The following is a 22,199-nucleotide window of genomic DNA, read 5'->3' as shown; positions in this document are numbered from 1 at the left end:
GTCGGCTGCCTCGCCCGCTTGCCCGGAATGGGCGGCCGCCGATCAGCTCAGCCCTGGCAGGCTTATGCTTGGTCTTGCCTGGTACTGGATCGGCACCGGTGCGGGTAGCGCCCCGATGCATTGCATTCTAGTGATTGCCGGTCCTCTTCCAAAACGATATATTTTCCTTGTTCTTGTTAGGTACGCTCACATAAGACGAGGTGGATGATGGCGCTGAAGGGAGCATGGGAGAGAGATTTGCCACGTGGCTGGCATCGCGAGCTGCCGCGCCTGCCGGGGCTGACCGCGCTGCGCGCGTTCGAGGCAGCCGCCCGCCACGAGAGCTTTTCGCGCGCGGCCACCGAACTGTTCGTCACCCACGGCGCGGTCAGCCACCAGATCCGCGCGCTGGAGGAAGAGCTGGGGCAGGCCCTGTTCGAGCGCAACGGCAAGCGTGTGACCCTGACACCCGGCGGCCGGGCCTACGCCGGGCGCGTGCGCGAAGCCCTGCTGGAGATCGCCGATGCCACCCGTGCGCTGCAGGCCGGGAACCGCGACAAGCGCCTCACCATCAGCACCATGCCGTCGTTTGCCGCGCGCTGGCTCACGCCGCGCATCGGCAGCTTTATCGAGCAGCACCCCGAGCTGGACGTGGAGCTGCTGTCGTCCAACACGCTGGTGGATTTCGGGCGCGAGGAAGTCGACATCGCGTTGCGCATGGGCAGCGGCGACTATCCCGGCCTGTATGTGGAGAAGCTGCTGGACGACGTGTTCTTCCCGGTCTGCAGCCCGGCCTTCAACGGCGGCAAGCTGCCGGCACGGCCGCAGGACATGGAAGGCATGTCGCTGCTGCGCGGCGAGGGCGATCCGTGGAAGCCGTGGTTCGAAGCCGCCGGCCTGGACTGGCCGGAGCCGCGCAAGGGCCTGCTGCTGGAGGACTCCTCGCTGCTGCTGCAGGCAGCCGCCGCGGGCCAGGGCATTGCGCTGATCCGCTCGTCGCTGGCCTATAACGACCTGCTGTCGGGGCGCGTGGTGCGGCTCTTCGATGTGAGCATTACCTGCCCGTGGCTGCTCTACTTCGTCTGCTCGGCAGGCATGCTGGAAGCGCCCAAGGTAAAGGCCTTCCGCGCCTGGCTGCTGCCGGAGATGGAAGCCTTCCGGGGCATCCTGGCGCAGTGGGAGGGCTAGTCGCCCTTGCCGGCTTCTGCGTCTTTTGCGACTTCGGCGTCCTTGCCCTCATCCGCGGCCTTCGGCACGGCCACCGGGGCAACTACCGGAGCAACCACTGGCGCCGGCCCTGAGTGCGCCCTGCCCGCGCGCGGGTGCGCCTTGTCGTAGACCTTGGCCAGGTGCTGGAAATCCAGCGCGGTATAGATCTGGGTGGTGGCCACGCTGGCGTGCCCGAGCATTTCCTGCACCGCGCGCAGGTCGCCAGAGGATTGCAATACGTGGGTGGCGAAGGAGTGCCGCAGCATGTGCGGATGCACGTCGGTCGGCACGCCGGCCCGGATCGCCTGCTGCTTGATGCGCAACTGCACCGTACGTGCGGGCAAGCGCCGCCCGCGCACGCTCAGGAACAGCGCATGCGCATCATCGGGCAGCGCGCCGGGGCGCAGCAGCTCCGGGCGCACCGCCAGCCACGCGCGCAGCGCTTCCATGGCCTTGCTGCCGACAGGCACGGTACGCCGTCGCGAGCCCTTGCCGATCACCGTGACCTCAGCGCCGTCCATGTCGATCCAGCCGGCGGAGCGGTATTCCCCATCCTCGGCATAGCGCGCGTCCAGCTGCACCAGCTCCGACACGCGCAGGCCGCTGGAATAGAACAACTCGTAGACAGCTTGGTCGCGCCGACCCTCGGCGCCGTCGCCCGCGTTGTGCGAGACCAGCGCCACCGCGTGCTCCACCGACAAGGCCTTGGGCAGCCGGTGCCCGGATTTTGGCGCGCGCACGCCGTCCACCGGGTTGGCCTGCACGCCCAGGCCATGGCGCGCGGCCCACAAAAAAAAGCCACGCCACGCCGACAGCGTGCGGGCAATGCTGGTGCCGGCCAGGCCTTTGCCGTGCATGCGCGCGGCAAAGGCGCGGATATGGTGGGTCTGCAGCGACAACAGCGCAATGCCCGGCGCATGGCGTGCGGCGTGCGCTTGCAGCACAGACAGGTCGCGGGCGTAGTTGGTCAGTGTGTGGACAGCCAGCTTGCGGCTGCTGGCGAGCCACTCCAGATAGCGCAGCACGACCGGATCGGGCGGCGGCTTGTCGAGTGGCGCCTCGGCGGCCTCCTTGCGCGCGGCCGGCTTCTTCGCCGCGGGCGAAGCGGCCTTGCGCGCGCGGCTCGGCTCCATCAGTCGCGCAGGCGGTTCAGCGCGGCACCGGCCACTTCGCCGATCTGCGCCAGATAGGCCGTGCCCATGCCCTCGTGGAAGCGCCGCGGCTCGGGCGAGCCCAGCACCAGCAAGCCAAAGGCCGCGCCGAGCGTCCCGGCGTCGCGCGTGGGCACGCGCAGCGTCACCATGGCCAGCGAGGCGATATCGTCGCGCTCCAGCCAGGCCGCGGCCTCGAAGCCACTGTTGGCGCCGCAATACGGCGCGCGCAGGCCCTCGGCAAACAGGCGGACGTCTTCGCTCGCGCCCTGCGCCACTTCCATGTGCGCGTAGCTCTGCGCCACATTCCACAGCTTGAGGGCCACGCCGGGCACGTCGAACACTTGCTGCAGGCCGTCCTGCACCGCATACGGCAGCGCGTGCGAGTCCGCCTCGGCCAGCAAGCGCAACTGCCAGGCGTGCATGCGCTGCTGGGTGCGGTCGTTGTCATGGCCGTGGCGAACCAGGTCCGCCAGCTTCAGCTCCAGGCCTTTGTTTTTCTCGCGCAGGATTTCCATCTGGCGCTCCTGCAGCGACACCGCGCGGTGGCTGTGCGGGCTGGTGAGTTGCACCGCGGCCAGCAGTTCGGCGTTGTCTTCGAAGAACTGGGGATTGGTCTGCAGGTAGGAGGCAACTTCTTGGGCGTTCATTGGCTTCAACCGGATTGTTTGGGGGGCAGTGTAGCAAATGGTTAGGGGGAAATTTTGGGGGAGTGGTCGGCGTTGGTTTTTGGGCGCAAGGGCTCGGATGTGTGGGCTCGTTGGTTCGTCTCTATCGGCGTTGGCCTTTGCACCCAACAGCCATACGACATCCCCCTGCGGGGGCTGCCGGTCACTCTTCTTTGCGTCGACAAAGAAGACTAACGAGAAGAAAGCCGACCCTGCCGGGCGCAGAGCAATAAGGCTCATGGGCCTCGGTGGTTGCGTCGTACTGCCCGGAGTGCCGGCGGGCTTCTGCCGGTACCGGCTTGACTGGCCACGATCCTGCCAGCTTCCGGGATGCGTGGTGAGGCCCCCGGTAGCAGGCACCACTTGCTTCAAGCCGTCTGTCGCTCGCGGCGTGGCCGGCCACGAAGTTGCAGGCGCACCGGTTCCGTCGTGGGCGCGGTGGCACCGGATTGATACGCCCACGACCCTGACCACCGCGCCCGCCCCACCACGAAACCATTGACGGGTGATGTGTCGTGATGGCGCGCGCCGGTAACGGCAGATGGTGGAATGCTCACCGGGCAAAGCGATCAGGGGCACCACCACGTGACCATTGGGTAATGCAGTAGCGATGCCCTATGGGCCGGTAGAATCCGCCAGCCAACACTCAGGGCCGTACGACGCAACCACAGCCCCACATAAGCCCGATTGCTCTGCCCCCGGCAGGGTCGGCTTTCTTCTCGTTAGTCTTCTTTGCCGACGCAAAGAAGAGTGACCGGCAGCCCCCGCAGGGGGATGTCGTACGGCTTTTGGGTGCAAGAGCCAACACCGCTCAAAGAAAAAGCGAAAGCCCCCAAAAGCCACTACCCCCCCTACACCCCCCCTTACGCCCCCCCTTACGCCCCCCTTACGCCCCCAACTTCCTCTTCAGCAACTCATTCACCTGAGCAGGATTCCCCTTGCCCTTGGTGGCCTTCATGGCCTGCCCCACCAGCGCGTTGAACGCCTTCTCCTTGCCAGCACGGAACTCCTCCACCGACTTCGCATTGGCAGCCAGCACGTCGTCGATGATCTTTTCCAGCTCGCCCGAGTCGGACATCTGCTTGAGGCCCTTGGCCGCGATGATGGCGTCGGCGTCGGCACCTTCTTCGCCTGCCCACATGGCCGGGAAGACATCCTTCTTGGCCGTGTTGTTGGACACCGTGCCATCGGCAATGCGCACCAGCAGCTTGGCCAGCTGGGCCGGCTTGACCGGGGCGGCTTCCAGCGCGATGCCTTCGCGGTTGAGCAGCGACGACACGTCGCCCATCAGCCAGTTGGCAGCCGGCTTGGCATTGGCCGCGCCAGCTTCAGCGACCACCGCCTCGAAATAGTTCGCGAGCGACTTGGAGGCGGTCAGCACGCTGGCGTCGTAAGCGGACAGGCCGTATTGCGACACCAGGCGCGCTTGCATGGCCACCGGCAGCTCCGGCAGCTCGGACTTCACGCGCGCGATCCAGGCGGCGTCGATCTCCAGCGGCAGCAGGTCGGGGTCGGGGAAGTAGCGGTAATCGTGCGCGTCTTCCTTGGTGCGCATGGCGCGCGTCTCGCCGGTGTCCGGGTCGAACAGCACGGTGGCCTGCTGGATTTCGCGGCCATCCTCGATCTCGGCGATCTGCCACTGGACTTCGTAGTCGATGGCCTGCTGCAGGAAGCGGAACGAGTTCAGGTTCTTGATCTCGCGGCGCGTGCCCAGCTTGGGACTGCCATAGGGGCGCACCGACACGTTGGCGTCGCAGCGGAAGCTGCCTTCCTGCATGTTGCCGTCGCAGATGCCCAGCCACATCACCAGCGCGTGCAGGGCCTTGGCGTAGGCCACGGCCTCGGCCGAGCTGCGCATGTCGGGCTCGGTGACGATCTCCAGCAGCGGCGTGCCGGCGCGGTTCAGGTCGATGCCGGTCATGCCGGCGAAATCTTCGTGCAGCGACTTGCCGGCGTCTTCCTCGAGGTGGGCGCGCGTGAGCTGCACGGTCTTTTCGTAGGTTTCGCCCTTCTTGCCTTCGACCTGGATGCTGATGCTGCCGCCCTGCACCACCGGCAGCTCGTACTGGCTGATCTGGTAGCCCTTGGGCAGGTCGGGGTAGAAGTAATTCTTGCGCGCGAAGATGCTGCGCGGCGCGATGGTGGCGCCGATCGCCAGGCCGAACTGGATGGCGCGCTCGACCGCGCCGCGGTTAAGCACCGGCAACACGCCGGGCAGCGCCAGATCAACCGGCGAGGCTTGCGTGTTCGGCGCCGCGCCGAAGGCGGTGGAGGTACCGGAAAAAATCTTGGAGGCCGTCGACAACTGCGTGTGCGTCTCGAGGCCGATCACCACTTCCCATTGCATGGCGGTATTCCTGTTCGTGTGCTGTATGTGTTGCTACTTGTTTGCTACGTGTGGCTATGTATGGCTACGGTGTTCTTTCACGGATTCGGGCTGGCCAGCCATGAATCCAGTTGCGCCAGCGCCGCATCGCGCGAGATCGGGTCGCCGCCCACGGTCACGCCCTGGCCGTGACGCGAGCCGTTAGGCACATCGCGCCGCACCCGCAGCGGCTCGGTGCCATCAAAGCCGTGATACGCGCCGGGGTAGATCTCCAGGCGAAAACGCGCATCCGGCTGGCGCGCCGCGACCGCCTCGCGCAGCATGGCGCAGCGGGTGGCGGGGGTCCAGTCGTCGGCGCCGCCGGTCAGCAGCAGCAGGGGCGTGCGCAGGCGGTACTCATGCCGCTGTACCGCGCTCTTGCAGCCAGGGTAAAAAGCCACGGCGCGCTCGATCGCCGGTGCGCCCGCCGGCCAGTCGCGGCTGGCGTCGATGGCACTGAGCACCGCCTGCGCGCCGTTGGACCAGCCCAGCAGCACGATATGCGCGGTGTCCACGCCGGGCTGCTGCGCGAGCCACTGTAACGCCGCCAGCACATCGCCGCGCCGCGTGGCGTCGTCGATGTCGCGGCTGTCCATGCGTTCGGTGCAGATGCCATCCGGTTTGCCGCGCGGGCCGAAACTGTCGGGCAGCAGCACCGCGTAGCCGCGCGCGGTCAGCCACTGCACGTACTCGCGGTAACGGCTCTGGAGCGCTGCCGCATCCGCGCCGCCACTGCGGTGCAGCCCGCCGCAGCCGTGCAGCGCAATCACCACGCGTACGCCCGGGACCGGGGCCGCGGCGCTGCGCTGCGGCACGAACCAGTAGCCGCTGAGCGGCTGGCCGCCGTCGGCGCCCGGGAAACGCACCGTCTGCGCCGCCGGCATGGAAGCCTGCGCCAGCACGGCGTGGCTTGCCAGCAGCAAGGCGCATGCGCCCAGGCTGAAGAAGGCCTTCAGGCGAGCGGCGATGCAACCGTGGGCGGCTCGGGACATGGCGTTGAGCGGGTTCATCGGGTCTGCGCGCAACCGCCGCCGCCAGGCTCGAACATCACCGGCCAGGCTTCTTCGTAGATGCCCGGCGAGCAACGCGCCTCGCAATTGGCGTGCGCGAGCGTGACCCGGCGCGGATCCTGCCAGATCATCAGCTTGCAGGCGCTGCCGTCGTTGGCGCGCAGCTCGATATGCGGCTTCTTCTGGGTCTGGCGGAATTCGGCCAGGTTGAAGCTGCACGAGCCGCGCTTGCCCACCCACAGCTTCCATGACAACTGCTGCACGGTGTTGTCCGTCACACGCACCTGCGCATCCTCGCGAAAGCCGTCTTCCTCGGTGCGGCGGCAATCGCCGGCGAGGTCGATGTCGCGGCTGGCAATCGGCGGGGGCTTGCCGCCAAAGCGCGGCAGCGGGATGCAGGCCGCCAATGCAGCGGCCAGCCCGATGCCGAGCACGATGCGGGACAGCCAGCGCGCTGCGATCATGCCTGCGCGGGCCGGCGCAGGTGCCAGTCCGTTGCCTGCTGGAAGGCGTGCGCCGTTTGCAGCAGCTCGGCCTCGCCAAAGTAGTTGCCGATCAACTGCAGGCCAACCGGCATGCCACCCTCGCCCAGCCCGCAGGGCACGCTCATGCCGGGCAGGCCGGCCAGGCTGGTCGACAGCGTGAAGATGTCGGCCAGGTACATCTGCACCGGGTCCGCGCTCTTCTCGCCGAGCTTCCACGCCACCGTGGGCGCCACCGGGCCCATGATCACGTCGCACTGGGTGAAGGCGCGCTGGAAATCGTCAGCGATGATGCGGCGGATCTTTTGTGCTTGCAGGTAATAGGCGTCGTAGTAGCCGTGCGACAGCACGTAGGCGCCCACCATGATGCGGCGCTTGACCTCGGGGCCGAAGCCTTCGGCGCGGGTCTTCTTGTACATGTCCATCAGGTCGCGGTACTCGGCGGCGCGATGGCCAAAGCGCACGCCGTCAAAGCGCGACAGGTTGGACGATGCCTCGGCCGGCGCGATCACGTAGTACACGGGGATCGACAGCTCGGTCTTGGGCAGCGACACCTCGACCAGCGTGGCGCCCAGCTTTTCGTACTCGGCAAGCGCCGCGCGCACGGCTTGCTCCACGTCCGCTGCCAAGCCCTTGCCGAAATATTCCTTCGGCAGGCCGATGCGCAGCCCTGACAGCGGCTTGCCGGCGCTGGCGCCCACCCGCGCCTGGCCCAGCAGGCGGGTGTAGTCCTCGTCGACGCCGCCCAGGGCGGGCGCAACGCTGGTGGAGTCGCGCTCGTCGAAGCCGGCCATGCCGCCCAGCAGCATGGCGCAATCCTCGGCGGTATGCGCCATCGGGCCGCCCTGGTCGAGCGAGGAGGCGAAGGCGATCATGCCGTAGCGCGACACGCGCCCATAGGTAGGCTTGATGCCGGTGATGCCGGAGAACGAGGCCGGCTGGCGGATCGAGCCGCCGGTGTCGGTGCCGGTGGCGGCAGGCGCCAGGCCGGCGGCCACGGCGGCCGCAGACCCGCCCGAGGAGCCACCCGGCACGCGGCTGGCGTCCCAGGGGTTCCTGACCGGGCCGAAGTGCGAGTTCTCGTTGGACGAGCCCATCGCGAACTCGTCCATATTGGTCTTGCCCAGCGTGACCATGCCAGCGGCGGCGAGGCGCTCGACCACGGCCGCGTCGAACGGGCTTTCGTAGTTGGCCAGCATGCGCGAGCCCGCCGTGGCGCGCCAGCCACGGGTGACGAACACGTCCTTGTGGGCGATCGGCACGCCGGTCAGCGGGCCGGCTTCGCCGCGCGCGCGGCGCGCGTCGGCGGCGCGGGCCTGCGCCAGGGTGAGTTCGGGGTTGACGTCGACAAAGGCGTTGAGCGCACCCGCCTGCTCGATGCGGGCCAGGTAATCGCGCGCCAGTTCTTCGGCGGAGACGGAGCGTGCCGCCAGCGCGTCGGAAAGCTCGCGCAGGGAGGTCACGGAAGTTGCGGAAAAGGGCATGTCGGTCGGTTTGGCTTGGCAGGTGATGGCTGCCGGCGCAGCCTGGAGGCGGCGCGGCGCAGCCGCTGGGTCGAGGGCCGGGGTGCGTCTGACCTTTATTCGATGACCTTGGGCACCAGGTAGAGGCCGCCTTCGGTGGCCGGGGCGGGACGCTGGTAGTCCTCGCGGCGGCTGGGCTCGGTGACCACGTCGTCGCGCAGCCGCTGCGACATCTCGCGCACCGCGGACAGCGGGTGGGCCAGCGGCACGATGCCGGTGGTGTCGACCGCCTGCATCTGTTCGACCAGGGAGAAGAATTGATTGAGCTGCACAAGCGTCTGCCCGGCCTCGGCATCGTTGATTTCGATGCGGGCAAGGTGGGCGATGCGCTTGACGTCGGATAGGTCGAGAGCCATGGCTTGGGGTCGGTGCGAAAGGCGATGCGGGCGCGGCCGGGGCGGGCCGGGCAAGTGCTGCCGGGAGCGCCCGGGAATCGTCAAAGTTACAGGTTTTTTCGAGGAAGAAGCCCCCGAAACAGGGGGAATTATAAGGTATCATTGCGCGTTGCCATCCTTTGGCCGCGCCTTCGTCACATTGGTGCAAAACCGCCTCCTCCGGAGCATTTCGAGACACTCCGGCGAGACACTCCGGCGAGACACTCCGGCGGGACACCCCGGCGGCGCACTCCGGCACCCGGGCCAGCCAGCACTGGCCGCGTGGCCCGACCGGCCCGCGCCGGCGCAGGCTTGAAGGCCCCCAAGGGATGACAGACAGGTTCCTCCGATTAGGCCGCCCCCGCCAGCAATTAATTTGTAATTGCAGCGCCGTTCCACCGAACTTTCGCGCGTGGTCTAATCAAAGGTTCCCGTAGAGGCTGCTTTCGCCACCTGGCAAAGCGGCCTTGGCTGGCGGCCCTGGCCCTGGCAGTTCGCAGCGGATGACAACGCGGACTGGCAACGGCGCCGGCCCCACCGGACGACCGGGGGCCTTAATACTACCCGTCGCTATGAATATCGTGGCTGGCCCCGCAGCGGCGCCGGCCACTTCGCATACTCGCGAACCACCAGAAACAGGATTCCTGATGTTCGGATTTCTCCGCAGCTACTTCTCCAACGATCTCGCGATCGACCTCGGCACCGCCAACACCCTGATCTATATGCGTGACAAGGGCATCGTCCTTGACGAGCCGTCCGTGGTCGCCATCCGCCAGGAAGGCGGACCCAACGCCAAGAAGACGATCCAGGCAGTGGGCAAGGAAGCCAAGCAGATGCTGGGCAAGGTGCCGGGCAACATCGAAGCGATCCGCCCGATGAAAGACGGCGTGATCGCCGACTTCACGGTCACCGAGCAGATGCTCAAGCAGTTCATCAAGATGGTGCACGACACCAAGCTGCTGCGCCCCTCGCCGCGCATCATCATCTGCGTGCCCTGCGGCTCGACCCAGGTCGAGCGCCGCGCCATCCGCGAATCGGCGCTGGGCGCCGGCGCCAGCCAGGTGTACCTGATCGAGGAGCCGATGTCGGCCGCGATCGGCGCCGGCCTGCCCGTGTCGGAGCCGTCGGGCTCGATGGTGGTGGATATCGGCGGCGGCACCACCGAGGTGGGCATCATCTCGCTGGGCGGCATGGTCTACAAGGGCTCGGTGCGCGTGGGTGGCGACAAGTTCGACGAAGCCATCGTCAACTACATCCGCCGCAACTATGGCATGCTGATCGGCGAGCAGACCGCCGAAGCCATCAAGAAGGCCATCGGTTCGGCTTTCCCCGGCTCAGAAGTCCGCGAAATGGAAGTCAAGGGCCGCAACCTGTCCGAAGGCATCCCGCGTGCCTTCACGGTGTCGTCCAACGAAATCCTGGAAGCCCTGACCGATCCGCTCAACCAGATCGTGTCGGCCGTCAAGATCGCGCTGGAACAAACCCCGCCGGAACTCGGCGCGGACATCGCCGAGCGCGGCATGATGCTGACCGGCGGCGGCGCGCTGCTGCGCGACCTGGATCGCCTGCTGGCCGAGGAAACCGGCCTGCCGGTGCTGGTCGCCGAAGACCCGCTGACCTGCGTGGTGCGCGGCTCCGGCATGGCGCTCGAGCGCATGGACAAGCTCGGCAGCATCTTTTCTTACGAATAAAGCGTAAGCAGAGGATTCGCACGTGGCGCGACGCGGCCTGCCGGACTACCTGGTCGAGGCAGCGCCTTGCCGCGCTACCCTCCCGACCCCGCCAGTCCCCGTGCACCACACCGCGCCGCGACGCCCCAGCCACTCCGGCTGGCGTGCCGCGGCGCGGTCGTGCCTGTGGCACCGGGGGACCTTTCTGCCAGCGCACGGGTAAATGGATTACACTCCGCCGCCGCTCTTCAAGCAGGGCACTTCCGCCGTTGCGCGCCTCGTCTTCTATGTGACGATCGCGCTGGCGCTGCTCATCGTTGATGCGCGCTTTGACGCCCTGCGCGTGGTGCGCCAGGTTGCCGCCACCGTGCTGATGCCGGTGGAGCGCGCGGTGCTGGTGCCGCGCGACGCGCTGCGCGCCACCTTCGACTACGCCCAGTCATCCGCCACCCTCGCCAGCGAGAACCGCGAGATCAAGCGCCGCATGGTGACCGAGGCCGAGGGTTCGGTGCGCCAGTCCCAGCTCGAGGCCGAGAACAACCAGCTGCGCAAGCTGCTTGGCCTGGTACAGCAGTCGGCCACGCCGGTGACGGCGGCCGAGATCCTGTACGACGCCCGCGACCCTTACAGCCAGCGCATCGTGATCGACCGCGGCAGCCAGCATGGCCTGCGCGCGGGCTACCCCGTGATCGACGAACGCGGCGTGATCGGCCAGGTCACGCGGGTTTCGCCGTTCCAGTCGGAGGTCACGCTGCTGACCGACAAGGAACAGGCCATTCCCGTGCAGGTAGTGCGCAACGGCTTGCGTAGCGTGGCCTTTGGCGGCGCCCGCGCCGGCCTGCTCGACCTGCGCTTCATGGCCGCCTCGGCCGACCTGCAGCAGGGCGACCTGCTGGTGACCTCCGGCCTGGACGGCACCTACCCGCCAGGCCTGCCGGTGGCCAAGATCGTCCAGATCGAGCGCAAGGCCGATACCGCCTTCTCGCGCGTGTACTGCGAACCGGTGGCCGGCGTGCGTTCGCACCGCCAGTTGCTGGTGATCCGCTACGAAGCGCAGTTGCCGCCGCGCGAGTCCATCGACGGCCCACGCGACGCCAAGGAAGCGCGAAGCGTCAGGGCGAACCGCCCGGGCGTGCGGGATGCCGAACGCTCAGGAGAGCGGCCGGCCGAGAAGCCCGCCGACAAACCCGCAGTAAAGCCCACTGACAAGCCCGCCCCGGCCAAGGAGCCCAAGCGTTGACCAATCCCCAATACCTGCTGCGCCCGGTCAACCCCGCGTTTATCGCGCTGAGTTTCGTGCTGGCCTTCCTGTTCAACCTGATGCCCTGGGGCACCACGCTGTGGGTGCCCGACATGGTGGCGCTGGTGCTGGTGTTCTGGAACATCCACCAGCCGCGCAAGGTCGGCATGGGTGTGGCCTTCGCGCTCGGCCTGCTGATGGACGTGCATGACGCGCGCCTGCTGGGCGAGCACGCCATGGCCTACTCGCTGCTGGCGTACTTCGCCATCACCATCCATCGCCGCGTGCTTTGGTTCACGGTCTATACCCAGGCGCTGCACGTGCTGCCGCTCCTGTTCATCGCCCACGCTGTGCCGGTGCTGATCCGCCTGGCCATGGGCGCGCCGCTGCCCGGCTGGCAATTGCTGCTGGCGCCGGGCATCGAAGCGCTGCTGTGGCCGCTGGCCACCGGCATGCTGCTGGCGCCGCAGCGCCGCAGCGCCGACGTGGACGAAACCCGGCCAATCTGACGCTTTACCCCAACCGAAGTCCCGCCGTGCCCCCTTGGGGGGCGCGGCAAACCGCAAGGCTGACGCAGTACCATGACCGAAATACGCAATGTCGAACAGGAGCTCGGCCGCTTCCGCATCCGCGTAGCGGCGGCGGGCCTGTTTGCCGTGATCTGCTTCGGCCTGCTGTTCAGCCGTTTCCTGTGGCTGCAGTGGTACAAGCATGACCAGTACTCGGCCAAGGCCGAGGACAACCGCATCTCGGTGGCGCCGATCGAGCCCAACCGCGGCATCATCATGGACCGCAACGGCGTGGTGCTGGCGCGCAACTATTCCGCCTACACGCTGGAAATCACCCCGTCCAAGCTGTCCGACACGCTCGACAACACCATCGAGGAACTGGCCCAGCTGATCGACATCCAGCCGCGCGACCGCCGCCGCTTCAAGCGCCTGATGGAGGAGTCGCGCAGCTTCGAAAGCCTGCCGATCCGCAGCCAGCTCACCGATGAGGAAGTGGCACGCTTCTCCGCCCAGCGCTTCCGCTTTCCCGGTGTGGACGTGCGTGCCCGGCTGTTCCGCCAGTACCCGATGGGCGAGTCCGCCTCGCACGTGATCGGCTACCTGGGCCGCATCTCGCAGCGCGACCAGGAACGCATCGAGGCCATGGACGAGGCCAACAGCGCCGAAGGCGCCAAATACGATCCGCGCAAGGACGCCGACAACTACAAGGGCTCCAACTACATCGGCAAGATCGGCATCGAGCAAAGCTACGAGACCGAGCTGCACGGCCTGACCGGTTTCGAGGAAGTGGAAGTGAGCGCGGGCGGACGGCCCATCCGCACGCTGTCTACCTCCCCCGCCACGCCCGGCAACAACCTGATCCTGTCGCTCGACATCCGCCTGCAGCAACTGGCCGAGGCGCTGTTTGGCGACAAGCGTGGCGCGCTGGTGGCAATCGAGCCGGCCACAGGCGACATCCTGGCCTTTGTCTCCAAGCCGACCTACGACCCCAACCTGTTCGTCGAAGGCATCGACACCAATACCTGGAACGAGCTCAACGGCTCGCCCGACAAGCCGCTCCTGAACCGCCCGCTGCGCGGCACCTACCCGCCCGGCTCCACCTACAAGCCGTTCATGGCGCTGGCGGCACTCACCACCGGCAAGCGCACCGCGGCCTGGGGCTTCCACGATCCGGGCTCGTTCACGCTCGGCAACCATACCTTCCGCGACGACAAGCCGGGCGGCCACGGCTGGGTGGACATGAACGCCTCCATCATTCAGTCGTGTGACACCTATTACTACATGCTGGCGCGCGACATGGGCGTCAACGGCATCCACGACTTCATGAAGCCGCTGGGCTTCGGCCAGATCACCGGCATCGACATCGAAGGCGAGAGCCGCGGCATCCTGCCCTCCACCGACTGGAAACGCCGCGCCTACCGCAAGCCCGAGCAGCAGAAATGGTATGACGGCGAAACCATCTCGCTGGGGATCGGCCAGGGCTACAACAGTTTCACCATCCTGCAGCTGGCCAACGCCACCTCCATCCTGGTCAACAACGGCATCGCCATGAAGCCCCACCTGGTCAAAGCGGTGGAGGATTCGGTCAGCCGCGAGCGCGAGCTCACCGTGCCCAAGGAAAGCTACCGCCTGCCGCTCAAGCAGTCGGATATCGACGTGATCAAGCGCGCCATGGTCGGCGTGACGCACTCGGGCACCGCCGCCCGCGCGTTCGCCGGCGCCGCCTATGAGTCCGCCGGCAAGACCGGGACGGCGCAGACCTTCACCATGGGCAAGAACGAGAAGTACAACCACCACGCGCTGGACGAGCGCAAGCGCGACCACGCGCTCTATACCGCGTTCGCTCCCGCCGACAACCCGAAGATCGCGCTGGCGATGATCGTGGAAAACGCCGGCTTCGGCGGTGCCGTGGCCGCGCCGATCGCACGCAAGGTGATGGATTACTATTTGACGGGCAAGTGGCCGGAAGAACTGGCGAACATCGCCCCGCCCGCGTCCGAACGCGCCGGCGGCAAGCCGCCCGTGGATACGCCCAGCGTGTTTACCACCGGCCACACCGCCAGCATCGCCAGCGCCACCGTCATGGGCGCGAGCGAAGCCGCCGCCACCAGCGAAGGCGCCAGCGTGCCGGCGGCGCGGGTGGCAGCCCGCGCCGGCGCCTCCGCCACGGCCGCCTCTGCCGTGGTGGCGCCGGTGATCGACCCCGCCGCCATCCCGCCCGCCTCGGCGGTGCAGACGCTGGACCAGCGCATGGCGCAGGCCCTCGGCCACAGCCGCCCGGCGCCGCCCCCCGCTCCGGCCGCCTCGCCAGTCATGGCGCCCGCCAGTTCGAAACCCCGCGCCAAACCGGCAACCGCGCCCGCCGCGGCCGGCGGCAACGCTTCACGCTGAAGGAGACGCGCCATGGATCGCCGCCGCGTCCTATCGTTCATCAAGACGGCCCTGACCGGCTTTGACAAGCCACTCGCGCTCATCGTCTTCCTGCTGTTCGCCACCGGCATCGTGGCGCTCTACTCCGCTGCGATCGACATGCCCGGCCGGGTCGAGGACCAGTTGCGCAACATCCTGCTGTCCTACCTGGTGATGTGGGTCATCGCTTACCTGCCAACCCAGACGCTGATGCGGGTGGCGGTGCCGCTCTATACGATCGGCGTGGCCCTGCTGGTGGCGGTGGCCATGTTCGGCCTGATCCGCAAGGGCGCGCGGCGCTGGCTCTACGTCGGCATGGTGATCCAGCCCTCCGAGATCATGAAGATCGCCATGCCGCTGATGCTGGCGTGGTACTTCCAGAAGCGGGAGGGCTCGATCAGGTGGTTCGACTTTGTGCTGGCGCTGGTGCTGCTCGGCGTGCCCGTGGGCCTGATCGCCAAGCAGCCCGACCTCGGCACCGGCCTGCTGGTGATGGCCGCCGGCCTCTACGTGATCTATTTCGCCGGCCTGTCGTGGAAGATCATCCTGCCGCTGCTCGCCATCGCGGTGGTCGCCATCACCGCGCTGGTCAGCTTCGAGCACGATATCTGCGCCCCCGGCGTGAACTGGCCGATCCTGCACGACTACCAGCAACACCGCATCTGCACGCTGCTGGACCCCACCACCGACCCGCTCGGCAAGGGCTTCCACACCATCCAGTCCATCATCGCCATCGGCTCCGGCGGGGTGTTCGGCAAAGGCTGGCTCAAGGGCACGCAGACGCACCTCGAGTTCATCCCCGAGAAGCACACCGACTTCATCTTCGCGGTGTTCTCCGAAGAGTTCGGACTGATCGGCAACGCCGTGCTGCTAGTGCTCTACCTGCTGCTGATCTTCCGCGGGCTGTACATCGCGGCCAACGCGCCGACGCTGTTCTCGCGGCTGCTGGCGGGATCGATCACACTGATCTTCTTCACCTATGCCTTTGTGAACATGGGCATGGTGAGCGGCATCCTGCCCGTGGTGGGCGTGCCGTTGCCGCTGCTGAGCTACGGGGGAACGGCGCTGGTGACGCTGGGCATGGGCATCGGGATCCTGATGAGTATCTCGCGGCAAAAGCGGCTGATACAAACATAGCCTGGCGTGCGATTTGGCCGCTGAAATGACACCTTGCTAAGGTATCCTCTCTCCTTTGGAACGTTCACCTCCAAGGGCTCAAATGCGGCGCGTCGTATTCAATCAGAAAGGCGGAGTCGGTAAGTCGACCATCGTCTGCAACCTGGCGGCCATCAGTGCCAGCGAAGGCCTGCGCACCCTGGTCATCGACCTCGATGCGCAAGGCAACTCCAGCCAGTACCTGCTCGGCGCGCACGCTGCCGAGGCCACCCCGACGGTGGCCGACTTCTTCGAGACCGCGCTCACATACAGCTTCAAGCCGCTGGATGTCACCGCGTTCATCCACGCCACGCCGTTCGAAAACCTCGATGTGATGCCTGCCCATCCCGAGCTCGATACGCTGCACGGCAAGCTCGAATCCCGCTACAAGATCTACAAGCTGCGCGACGCGCTGATCGAGCTGGAAGACGCGTACGACGCCATCTACATCGACACCCCGCCCGCGCTGAACTTCTACACCCGCTCCGCGCTGATTGCCGTCCAGCGCTGCCTGATTCCCTTTGACTGCGACGACTTCTCCCGCCGCGCGCTCTACACGCTGCTCGACAACGTGAAAGAGATCCAGCACGACCACAACGCGGACCTGGAAGTCGAAGGGATCGTGATCAACCAGTTCCAGCCGCGCGCCACCTTGCCGTTGCAACTGGTGGAGGAACTGGTCGGCGAAGGGTTGCCGGTGTTGAATTCACGGTTGTCGTCGTCCGTGAAGATCCGGGAGTCGCATCAGCATGCGATGCCGATGATTCACCTGGATCCGAGGCATAAGTTGGCGTTGGAGTATTTGGCGTTGCATCGGGAGTTGGTGGGGTAGGGATTGGGTAGCGGCCATGAGGTGTTGGTCGCTGTTTCTTTGTGCGGCGATGGCTTTTGCACCCAAAAGCCGTACGACATTACCCTGCCGGGGGCGTCGCTGTTTACTTCATCGGCGTTGGTTTTTGCGCCCAAGGGCCATACGACATCCCCCTGCGGGGGCTGCCGGTCACTCTTCTTTGCGTCGGCAAAGAAGACTAACGAGAAGAAAGCCGACCCTGCCGGGCGCAGAGCAATCGCGGGTGCGAGGGACGCTGGTTTCGTCGTATGGCCTCAGTTCTGCGGGCATCTGCCGGTACCGGTTTGAAGGGCCACGACGCTGCCGATTTCCGGAATGCGCGGTGCGGCCCCCGGTAGTGGAGTCTGTGCCCATTCGCCAATCTGCCGTTACCGGCGCGCGCCATCACGATACATCGCCTACCAATGGTTTCGTGGTGGGGCGGGCGCGGTGGTGAAGGTCTCGGGCTAATCAAGGCGGTGCCACCGCGCCCACGACGGAACCGGTGCGCTTGCAACTTCGTGGCCAGCCACGCCGCGAGCGACAGACGGTTTGAAGCAAGTGATGTCTGCTACCGGGGGCCTCACCACACTCACGGCGCTCGTCCTCCGAGACAAAACCACGAAACCAGCCACGCCCGAAACGGCGCAGCCCCTCGCACCGCGAACGGCAGATCTGGGAACGGGCACCGCACACGAGGTCAGGGGCACCACCACGTAACCCATGGGTCATGCAGAAACGATGTCCTTGGGGCCGGTAGGATCGGCCAGCAAACACTCAGGGCCGTACGACGCAACCACCGAGGCTGAACAGCCTTATTGCTCTGCGCCCGGCAGGGTCGGCTTTCTTCTCGTTAGTCTTCTTTGCCGACGCAAAGAAGAGTGACCGGCAGCCCCCGCAGGCGGATGTCGTATGGCCCTTGGGTCCAAAAACCATCACCGCTCAAATAAACAGCGAAAGCCCCCCAAAAGCCACTACCCCCTTACCCCCTACCCCCCCACCCCCTTCATCAAAAAATCCCGACTAACCCCACCCCCAAGCTCATGGATCCTGCGAAGAAAATCGCTAAGCCACCCATGAATCCCGACAGAAAAAATATCCTCGATCCGAGTGAATTTAAGCTCGGCATGCAGTTTCCCCGCCCGCCGCTCCGTCTCCACTGACTGCCCATTGCGCACCTGCGCCAGCAACGAAACCACCTCCCGCAAACTGGCCGCCAGCGACCGCGGCATATCCGGATGTACGATCAGCAACTCGGCCACGCGCTCCGGCGTGACCACCGAGCGATAGACCTTGCGATACATCTCCAGCCCCGACACGGAGCGCAATACCGCGGCCCACTGGTAGAAATCGTCTTGCTGCAGGCCGAGGTCGGTGGCCTGGAACTTGACGTCGAGAATGCGCGCGGTGTTGTCGGCGCGCTCCAGGAAGGTGCCCAGCCGCATGAAACAGTAGGCTTCGTCCTTGAGCATGGTGCCGGCTTCCACACCACGCGTTAAGTGGGAGCGGAACTTGACCCACTCGAAGAACTGCGCCGGATCTTGGCGCAGGATGCCGTCGGCAACCATCTGCTGGACATCGAGCCAGGTGGTGTTGATGGTCTCCCACAGCGGCGTGGTGAGTGCGCCGCGCACGGCGCGGGCGTTTTCGCGGGCGGCGCGCAGGCAGGACATGATCGACGCCGGGTGGCTCAGGTCGCGCACCATGAAATCGATCACTTCCTCGTGCACGACCGCGCCGTGGTGCGCGGCGAATACCGGCGTGAGCTCCGTCACGTCGAGCATCGCCAGCCAGCCTTGCTGTGCCACCTCGGGTGATTGCGGCAGCATCGAAGCCTGGTAGTTGACGTCGAGCATGCGGGCGGTGTTTTCCGCGCGCTCGGTGTAGCGGGCCATCCAGAACAGGTGGTCGGCGGTGCGGCTTAGCATGATGATTCCCCCTTTTCTCGGCAAACCCAGGCTACTGACAAGCAATTGGCTTGCCAGCCGCTGACCGCGGCGCGGTGCCTACTCGACCGGCAGCACGCTGACCTCCACTTCCACATCGTGCGCGCCGCCGCCCACGATGACGCCGCGCAGCAGCGAGACATCGCTATAGTCGCGCCCGAACGCCAGCGTGACGTGGCTGGTGTCGGCCAGCACGTCGTTGGTGGGATCGAGGTCGACCCAGCCGGCCAGCGGGCAGTACACCGACAGCCACGCATGGGAAGCGTCGGCGCCGATCAGCCTGGGCTGGCCGGGTGGCGGCTCGGTGCACAGGTAGCCGCTGACGTAGCGCGCCGCGAGGCCGAGCGAGCGCAGGCAGCCGATCATGACCTGGGCGAAATCCTGGCACACGCCGCTGCGCAGGCCGAAGGCTTGCAGCGCCGGGGTATCGACCTCGGTGGCCGTGGTCTGGTATTCGAAGTCGGCGTGCACGCGATGCATCAGGTCGATGGCGCCGGCCACCACGGGCACGCCGGGCGCGAAGCTGGCGAGCGCGTAGGCCTTGAGATCGGGATGCAGCGCCACGTTGGGCGAGGCGAAGCAGAACTCGCTTTCCGGCAGGAAGGGCTGCCCGGCGCGAAAGCGCAGCGCGGCGACGGCCGTCTCCCACGGCATGCTGGCGGCGGGGTCGAGCGACGCCCAGCGCGGCGTGACGCTGACTGTGCTCTCGCAGGCGAGCTGCATATAGTCGTGCGGCACGTCGATGGTGAAGTACAGCACGTTGTTGCCGAAGGCGTCGATGTCCGCATGCTGGTGCGACGGCGGCGGCTCGATCTGCGTGCTGTGCGCGTGCACCGCCTGCCATGGGCAGGTCACCGGAAACACCACGGCGCGCTGCTGGGCGTTCTCCACCGGCGCGGAGTAATCGTAGATGGTTTTGTGATGAATCGTCAGCACGGAGGCCACGCCTTCTGGCGCGGGCTCGGCAACGTCTTGCGCCTGGCTCATCGTCGCATTCATGGTTGCGCTCATGGTTGCGCCCCGACGCGGGTGCCGGCCATGCCGGCATGGCTGAAGTAGCGCGCACTGATTTCGTCCGAGAGCTGCACCATCATGTCAGTCAGTTGCTCGCACAGTTGCACCAGATTGGTGTATTTCCCGTCGGCGCCGCGCTGGCATAGTGCTTCCCAGCCGGGCAGCGTCTCCACGGTGGGCAGCCATTGCGGCAGCGGCACGCGCCCTGTGCCGGCCGGGCTGGCCGGCGGCGAGATCTGGCCGAGCTTGACGCGCAGCCGCGCCAGCAAGCCGTAGAGCCCGCGCGGGTTGGTCGGCTCGATCACCAGCTGGTCGACCAGCGCGGGCACATCGGAGCGGCCCGGGTACAGCGCGCGGAAGGTCAGCGTGCTGTCGAACAGGTGCAGCAGCAAATCGAAGCAGGTCCGGTGCAGCAGCGCGCCGTTGTGCGCAAACACCCGCAGGAACGTCGAGAGCGTGGCCACGCGCTCGATATGGCGGCCGATAAACAGCAGGCGCCAGGCTTCGTCGCGGGTCATGCGGTCGCCCTGCGCGCCACTGATGGCGGCGAGCTGCATGGAGAGGTGATCCAGCGCCGCCAGCACGCGCGGACGGTCGTAGATGCCCGCGTCGCCGCCACCGCCGGGACTCCCCGCGCAGGCCGCCTCCATGGCATCGCCGAAATCGTTGCGCGCGGCCAGGATGGTGCGCCAGTGATCGTTGGACAGCCGGTTGCGGATTTCGGTGGCGGCGTGCACGTGGCTGGCCAGGTTCTGGCCCACGCTGGTCCAGCCGGCGCTTTGCGCCAGCGCGGACACCAGGCTGCGCTCGAACACACGCAGCGAGGCGCGCGGCTGCGGCGCGCCGGTCGGCAGCAGGCCGCAGGCGAGCACCAGTTCGCCGATCACGTCGAGCGCGCTGTCGTCGCGGTCGTCGCTGCTTTCGATCGAGCCCAGCACCAGGCGGCACAGGCGTACGTTGTTTTCCGCGCGCTCGGCATAGCGGCCGGCCCAGAACAGGTTCTCGGCGGCGCGGCTGGACACCGCCAGCGGCTTGGCCGCCGGCCCGCGCGCCGCGCCGGCCATGGGGAACTGCAGCGGCGTGGCGCCCGGCTGCGCCGGCTGGCTCGACAGCACCCAGGTGTCGACGCTGGAGCCGCCGAGCTGCATCGATACCGCCGGCTGCCCCTCGCCCGCAAGCCGGGTGAAGCCGCCGGGCATCACCTGCCAGCCGCCCCGCCCGTCGGCAATGGCATAGACCCGCAGCATGGCAGCGCGCGAGCCGATATGCGGCCCTTCCCAGCGTGGTGCGTGCGACAGCGGCAGATCGGCCTGGATGGTGAACAGATCCGGCACCTGCTCGATGCGCTCGCGCCAGTCCGCCAGGCGCTGCAGCCCGCGCTCCATGCCCAGGCGCGGGCCTTCCCACGGCTGCGCCATGCCGCGCGGGTAGGTTGGCATCAGGAAGGCTTCGGTGAATTCCCCGAGCGCCTCCTCACGCGCCGTGGCCTCGCCGCACCACCAGCTGGGCACGCCCGGCAGCAGCAATTCCTCGCCCAGCAGCGCGCGGGAAATGGCCGGCAGGAAGCCGTGGATGGCCGGCGTCTCCAGGAAGCCCGAGCCGGGCGCGTTGGACACCAGCACATTGCCCGCGCGCATCGCCTGCAGCAGCCCGGGCACGCCGAGCGTGGAATCCTGGCGCAGCTCGACCGGATCGCAATAGGCGTCGTCCAGGCGGCGCAACACCACATCGACGCGCTCCAGCCCGGCCAGCGTCTTCAGGTACACCACGTCGTTGCGCACCGTCAGGTCCTTGCCCTCGACCAGCGTGATGCCGAGGTAGCGGGCCAGGAAGGTGTGCTCGAAATAGGTTTCGTTGTAGGGCCCCGGGGTGAGCAGCACGATGTGCTTGCTGACCGAGGCGGCGGCGCCCGCCGCGGATTCCGGCGCGGGTGGCTGCGCCGCGGGCTGCTGCGCCAGCGTGGCCACCAGCTGCGAGAACGCGGCGGGCAGGCGCCGCACGCGCAGCTCGCGAAAGGCATCGGCGAACAGGCTGGAGATGATGAGGCGGTTCTCCAGCGCGTAGCCCATGCCGGAAGGCGTCTCCGTGCGGTGGGCCATCACCGTCCAGCCGCCCTCCAAGGTATGCGCGAGGTCCACCGCGACGATGTGCAGGAAGTTGCCGCCCGGCGGCTGGTAGCCCTTGAGCGGGCGCAGGTAGCCGGGATGGCCAAAGACCAGGCCGGCCGGCAGCAACCCCTTGGACAGCAATGCCTGCGGCCCGTAAATGTCGGCCACCATGGCGTTGGCCAGCTCAGCGCGCTGCGCCACGCCGCGCTCGATCCGCTGCCAGTCTTCCTCGCTCACCAGGAAGGGCAGCAGGTCCAGCGCCCAGGCGCGCGCACCGGCCTTGTCCGTGTTGTCGGCGTAGACGTTGTAGGTCACGCCGTTGTCGCGGATCTGGCGCGCCATGGCGGCAGCCTGCTGGTCAAGGCCGTCGATCCCTTCCTCGCCCAGTATCTGGAAAAAGCGCGCCCAGGGCTCGCGCAACCCGTCCCCGCATGCCCCCAGTTCATCAAGGTGCCCGGGCGGCACCGGCCGCGCGCGGTGCATCACCGCGTCGACGGCAGGGGCGGTTTCATCAAAAGGCAGGGACGGCTGAAGAGACACGGGGCGCGGCTTTGGGGG

Annotated in this window: 17 protein-coding genes; 7 read left to right on the top strand and 10 right to left on the bottom strand. The window is 67.1% G+C overall.

Going from position 1 to position 22,199, the window contains the following annotated elements:
- Positions 1-207: 207 nt before the first annotated feature.
- On the top strand, positions 208-1,167 hold the full coding sequence (locus AC1RQC_RS03455) for a transcriptional regulator GcvA (RefSeq protein WP_492376794.1): 960 nt from the start codon (positions 208-210) through the stop codon (positions 1,165-1,167).
- Here the strand turns inward: AC1RQC_RS03455 and AC1RQC_RS03450 are convergent.
- From AC1RQC_RS03450 to gatC, 7 genes are all read right to left on the bottom strand, one after another.
- Positions 1,164-2,321, bottom strand: coding sequence for a tyrosine recombinase XerC (locus AC1RQC_RS03450; RefSeq protein WP_492882459.1), 1,158 nt, complete (start codon positions 2,319-2,321; stop codon positions 1,164-1,166). The genes AC1RQC_RS03455 and AC1RQC_RS03450 overlap by 4 nt on opposite strands.
- A complete protein-coding gene (locus AC1RQC_RS03445; RefSeq protein ID WP_492376793.1) occupies positions 2,321-2,989 on the bottom strand; it encodes a DUF484 family protein in 669 nt (222 codons plus the stop codon). Before AC1RQC_RS03445 ends, AC1RQC_RS03450 begins: the two co-directional genes overlap by 1 nt.
- Positions 2,990-3,893: 904 nt before the next feature.
- The gene (gene gatB / locus AC1RQC_RS03440; RefSeq protein ID WP_492376565.1) at positions 3,894-5,354 is read right to left on the bottom strand and encodes an Asp-tRNA(Asn)/Glu-tRNA(Gln) amidotransferase subunit GatB; all 1,461 of its coding nucleotides are present in this window, start codon (positions 5,352-5,354) and stop codon (positions 3,894-3,896) included.
- A gap of 77 nt (positions 5,355-5,431) precedes the next feature.
- Positions 5,432-6,382, bottom strand: a complete 951-nt coding sequence (locus AC1RQC_RS03435; RefSeq protein WP_492882458.1) for a dienelactone hydrolase family protein — start codon at positions 6,380-6,382, stop codon at positions 5,432-5,434.
- Entirely contained in the window at positions 6,379-6,846 is a 468-nt protein-coding gene (locus tag AC1RQC_RS03430; RefSeq protein ID WP_492376563.1) for a hypothetical protein, read from the bottom strand. Before AC1RQC_RS03430 ends, AC1RQC_RS03435 begins: the two co-directional genes overlap by 4 nt.
- Positions 6,843-8,348 (bottom strand): Asp-tRNA(Asn)/Glu-tRNA(Gln) amidotransferase subunit GatA, encoded by a 1,506-nt coding sequence (gatA, locus tag AC1RQC_RS03425; protein WP_253932840.1) that lies wholly within the window; start codon positions 8,346-8,348, stop codon positions 6,843-6,845. Before gatA ends, AC1RQC_RS03430 begins: the two co-directional genes overlap by 4 nt.
- 95 nt (positions 8,349-8,443) lie before the next feature.
- A complete protein-coding gene (gene gatC, locus AC1RQC_RS03420; protein ID WP_441640157.1) occupies positions 8,444-8,743 on the bottom strand; it encodes an Asp-tRNA(Asn)/Glu-tRNA(Gln) amidotransferase subunit GatC in 300 nt (99 codons plus the stop codon).
- 665 nt (positions 8,744-9,408) lie between these two features.
- Here gatC and AC1RQC_RS03415 point away from each other — a divergent pair.
- From AC1RQC_RS03415 to AC1RQC_RS03390, 6 genes are all read left to right on the top strand, one after another.
- Positions 9,409-10,452, top strand: a complete 1,044-nt coding sequence (locus AC1RQC_RS03415; RefSeq protein WP_035859663.1) for a rod shape-determining protein — start codon at positions 9,409-9,411, stop codon at positions 10,450-10,452.
- Positions 10,453-10,654: 202 nt separating this feature from the next.
- On the top strand, positions 10,655-11,671 hold the full coding sequence (gene mreC / locus AC1RQC_RS03410) for a rod shape-determining protein MreC (protein ID WP_492882457.1): 1,017 nt from the start codon (positions 10,655-10,657) through the stop codon (positions 11,669-11,671).
- Positions 11,668-12,180: a rod shape-determining protein MreD gene (gene mreD, locus AC1RQC_RS03405; RefSeq protein ID WP_150992634.1), complete on the top strand. Its 513-nt coding sequence runs from the start codon at positions 11,668-11,670 to the stop codon at positions 12,178-12,180. Before mreC ends, mreD begins: the two co-directional genes overlap by 4 nt.
- Before the next feature lie 72 nt (positions 12,181-12,252).
- The gene (gene mrdA / locus AC1RQC_RS03400) at positions 12,253-14,571 is read left to right on the top strand and encodes a penicillin-binding protein 2 (protein WP_492376561.1); all 2,319 of its coding nucleotides are present in this window, start codon (positions 12,253-12,255) and stop codon (positions 14,569-14,571) included.
- A 12-nt stretch (positions 14,572-14,583) separates the two neighbouring features.
- Positions 14,584-15,726, top strand: coding sequence for a rod shape-determining protein RodA (gene rodA, locus AC1RQC_RS03395; RefSeq protein ID WP_492376560.1), 1,143 nt, complete (start codon positions 14,584-14,586; stop codon positions 15,724-15,726).
- A gap of 82 nt (positions 15,727-15,808) precedes the next feature.
- Complete coding sequence (locus tag AC1RQC_RS03390; RefSeq protein WP_150993633.1) at positions 15,809-16,576, top strand: ParA family protein; 768 nt, start codon at positions 15,809-15,811, stop codon at positions 16,574-16,576.
- A gap of 986 nt (positions 16,577-17,562) precedes the next feature.
- On the opposite strand, the gene AC1RQC_RS03385 is transcribed toward AC1RQC_RS03390, so the two are convergent.
- The 3 genes from AC1RQC_RS03385 to AC1RQC_RS03375 form a co-directional block, all read right to left on the bottom strand.
- Entirely contained in the window at positions 17,563-18,501 is a 939-nt protein-coding gene (locus AC1RQC_RS03385) for an alpha-E domain-containing protein (RefSeq protein WP_492387268.1), read from the bottom strand.
- A gap of 78 nt (positions 18,502-18,579) precedes the next feature.
- The gene (locus tag AC1RQC_RS03380; RefSeq protein WP_492831524.1) at positions 18,580-19,506 is read right to left on the bottom strand and encodes a transglutaminase family protein; all 927 of its coding nucleotides are present in this window, start codon (positions 19,504-19,506) and stop codon (positions 18,580-18,582) included.
- 20 nt (positions 19,507-19,526) lie between these two features.
- Positions 19,527-22,181, bottom strand: coding sequence for a circularly permuted type 2 ATP-grasp protein (locus AC1RQC_RS03375; protein ID WP_492376276.1), 2,655 nt, complete (start codon positions 22,179-22,181; stop codon positions 19,527-19,529).
- Positions 22,182-22,199: the final 18 nt, after the last annotated feature.

This window comes from Cupriavidus sp. GW822-FHT03E04 (assembly GCF_058801495.1).
Note: the sequence above shows the minus strand (reverse complement) of the source record. Positions and strands in the feature narration are given on the sequence as shown.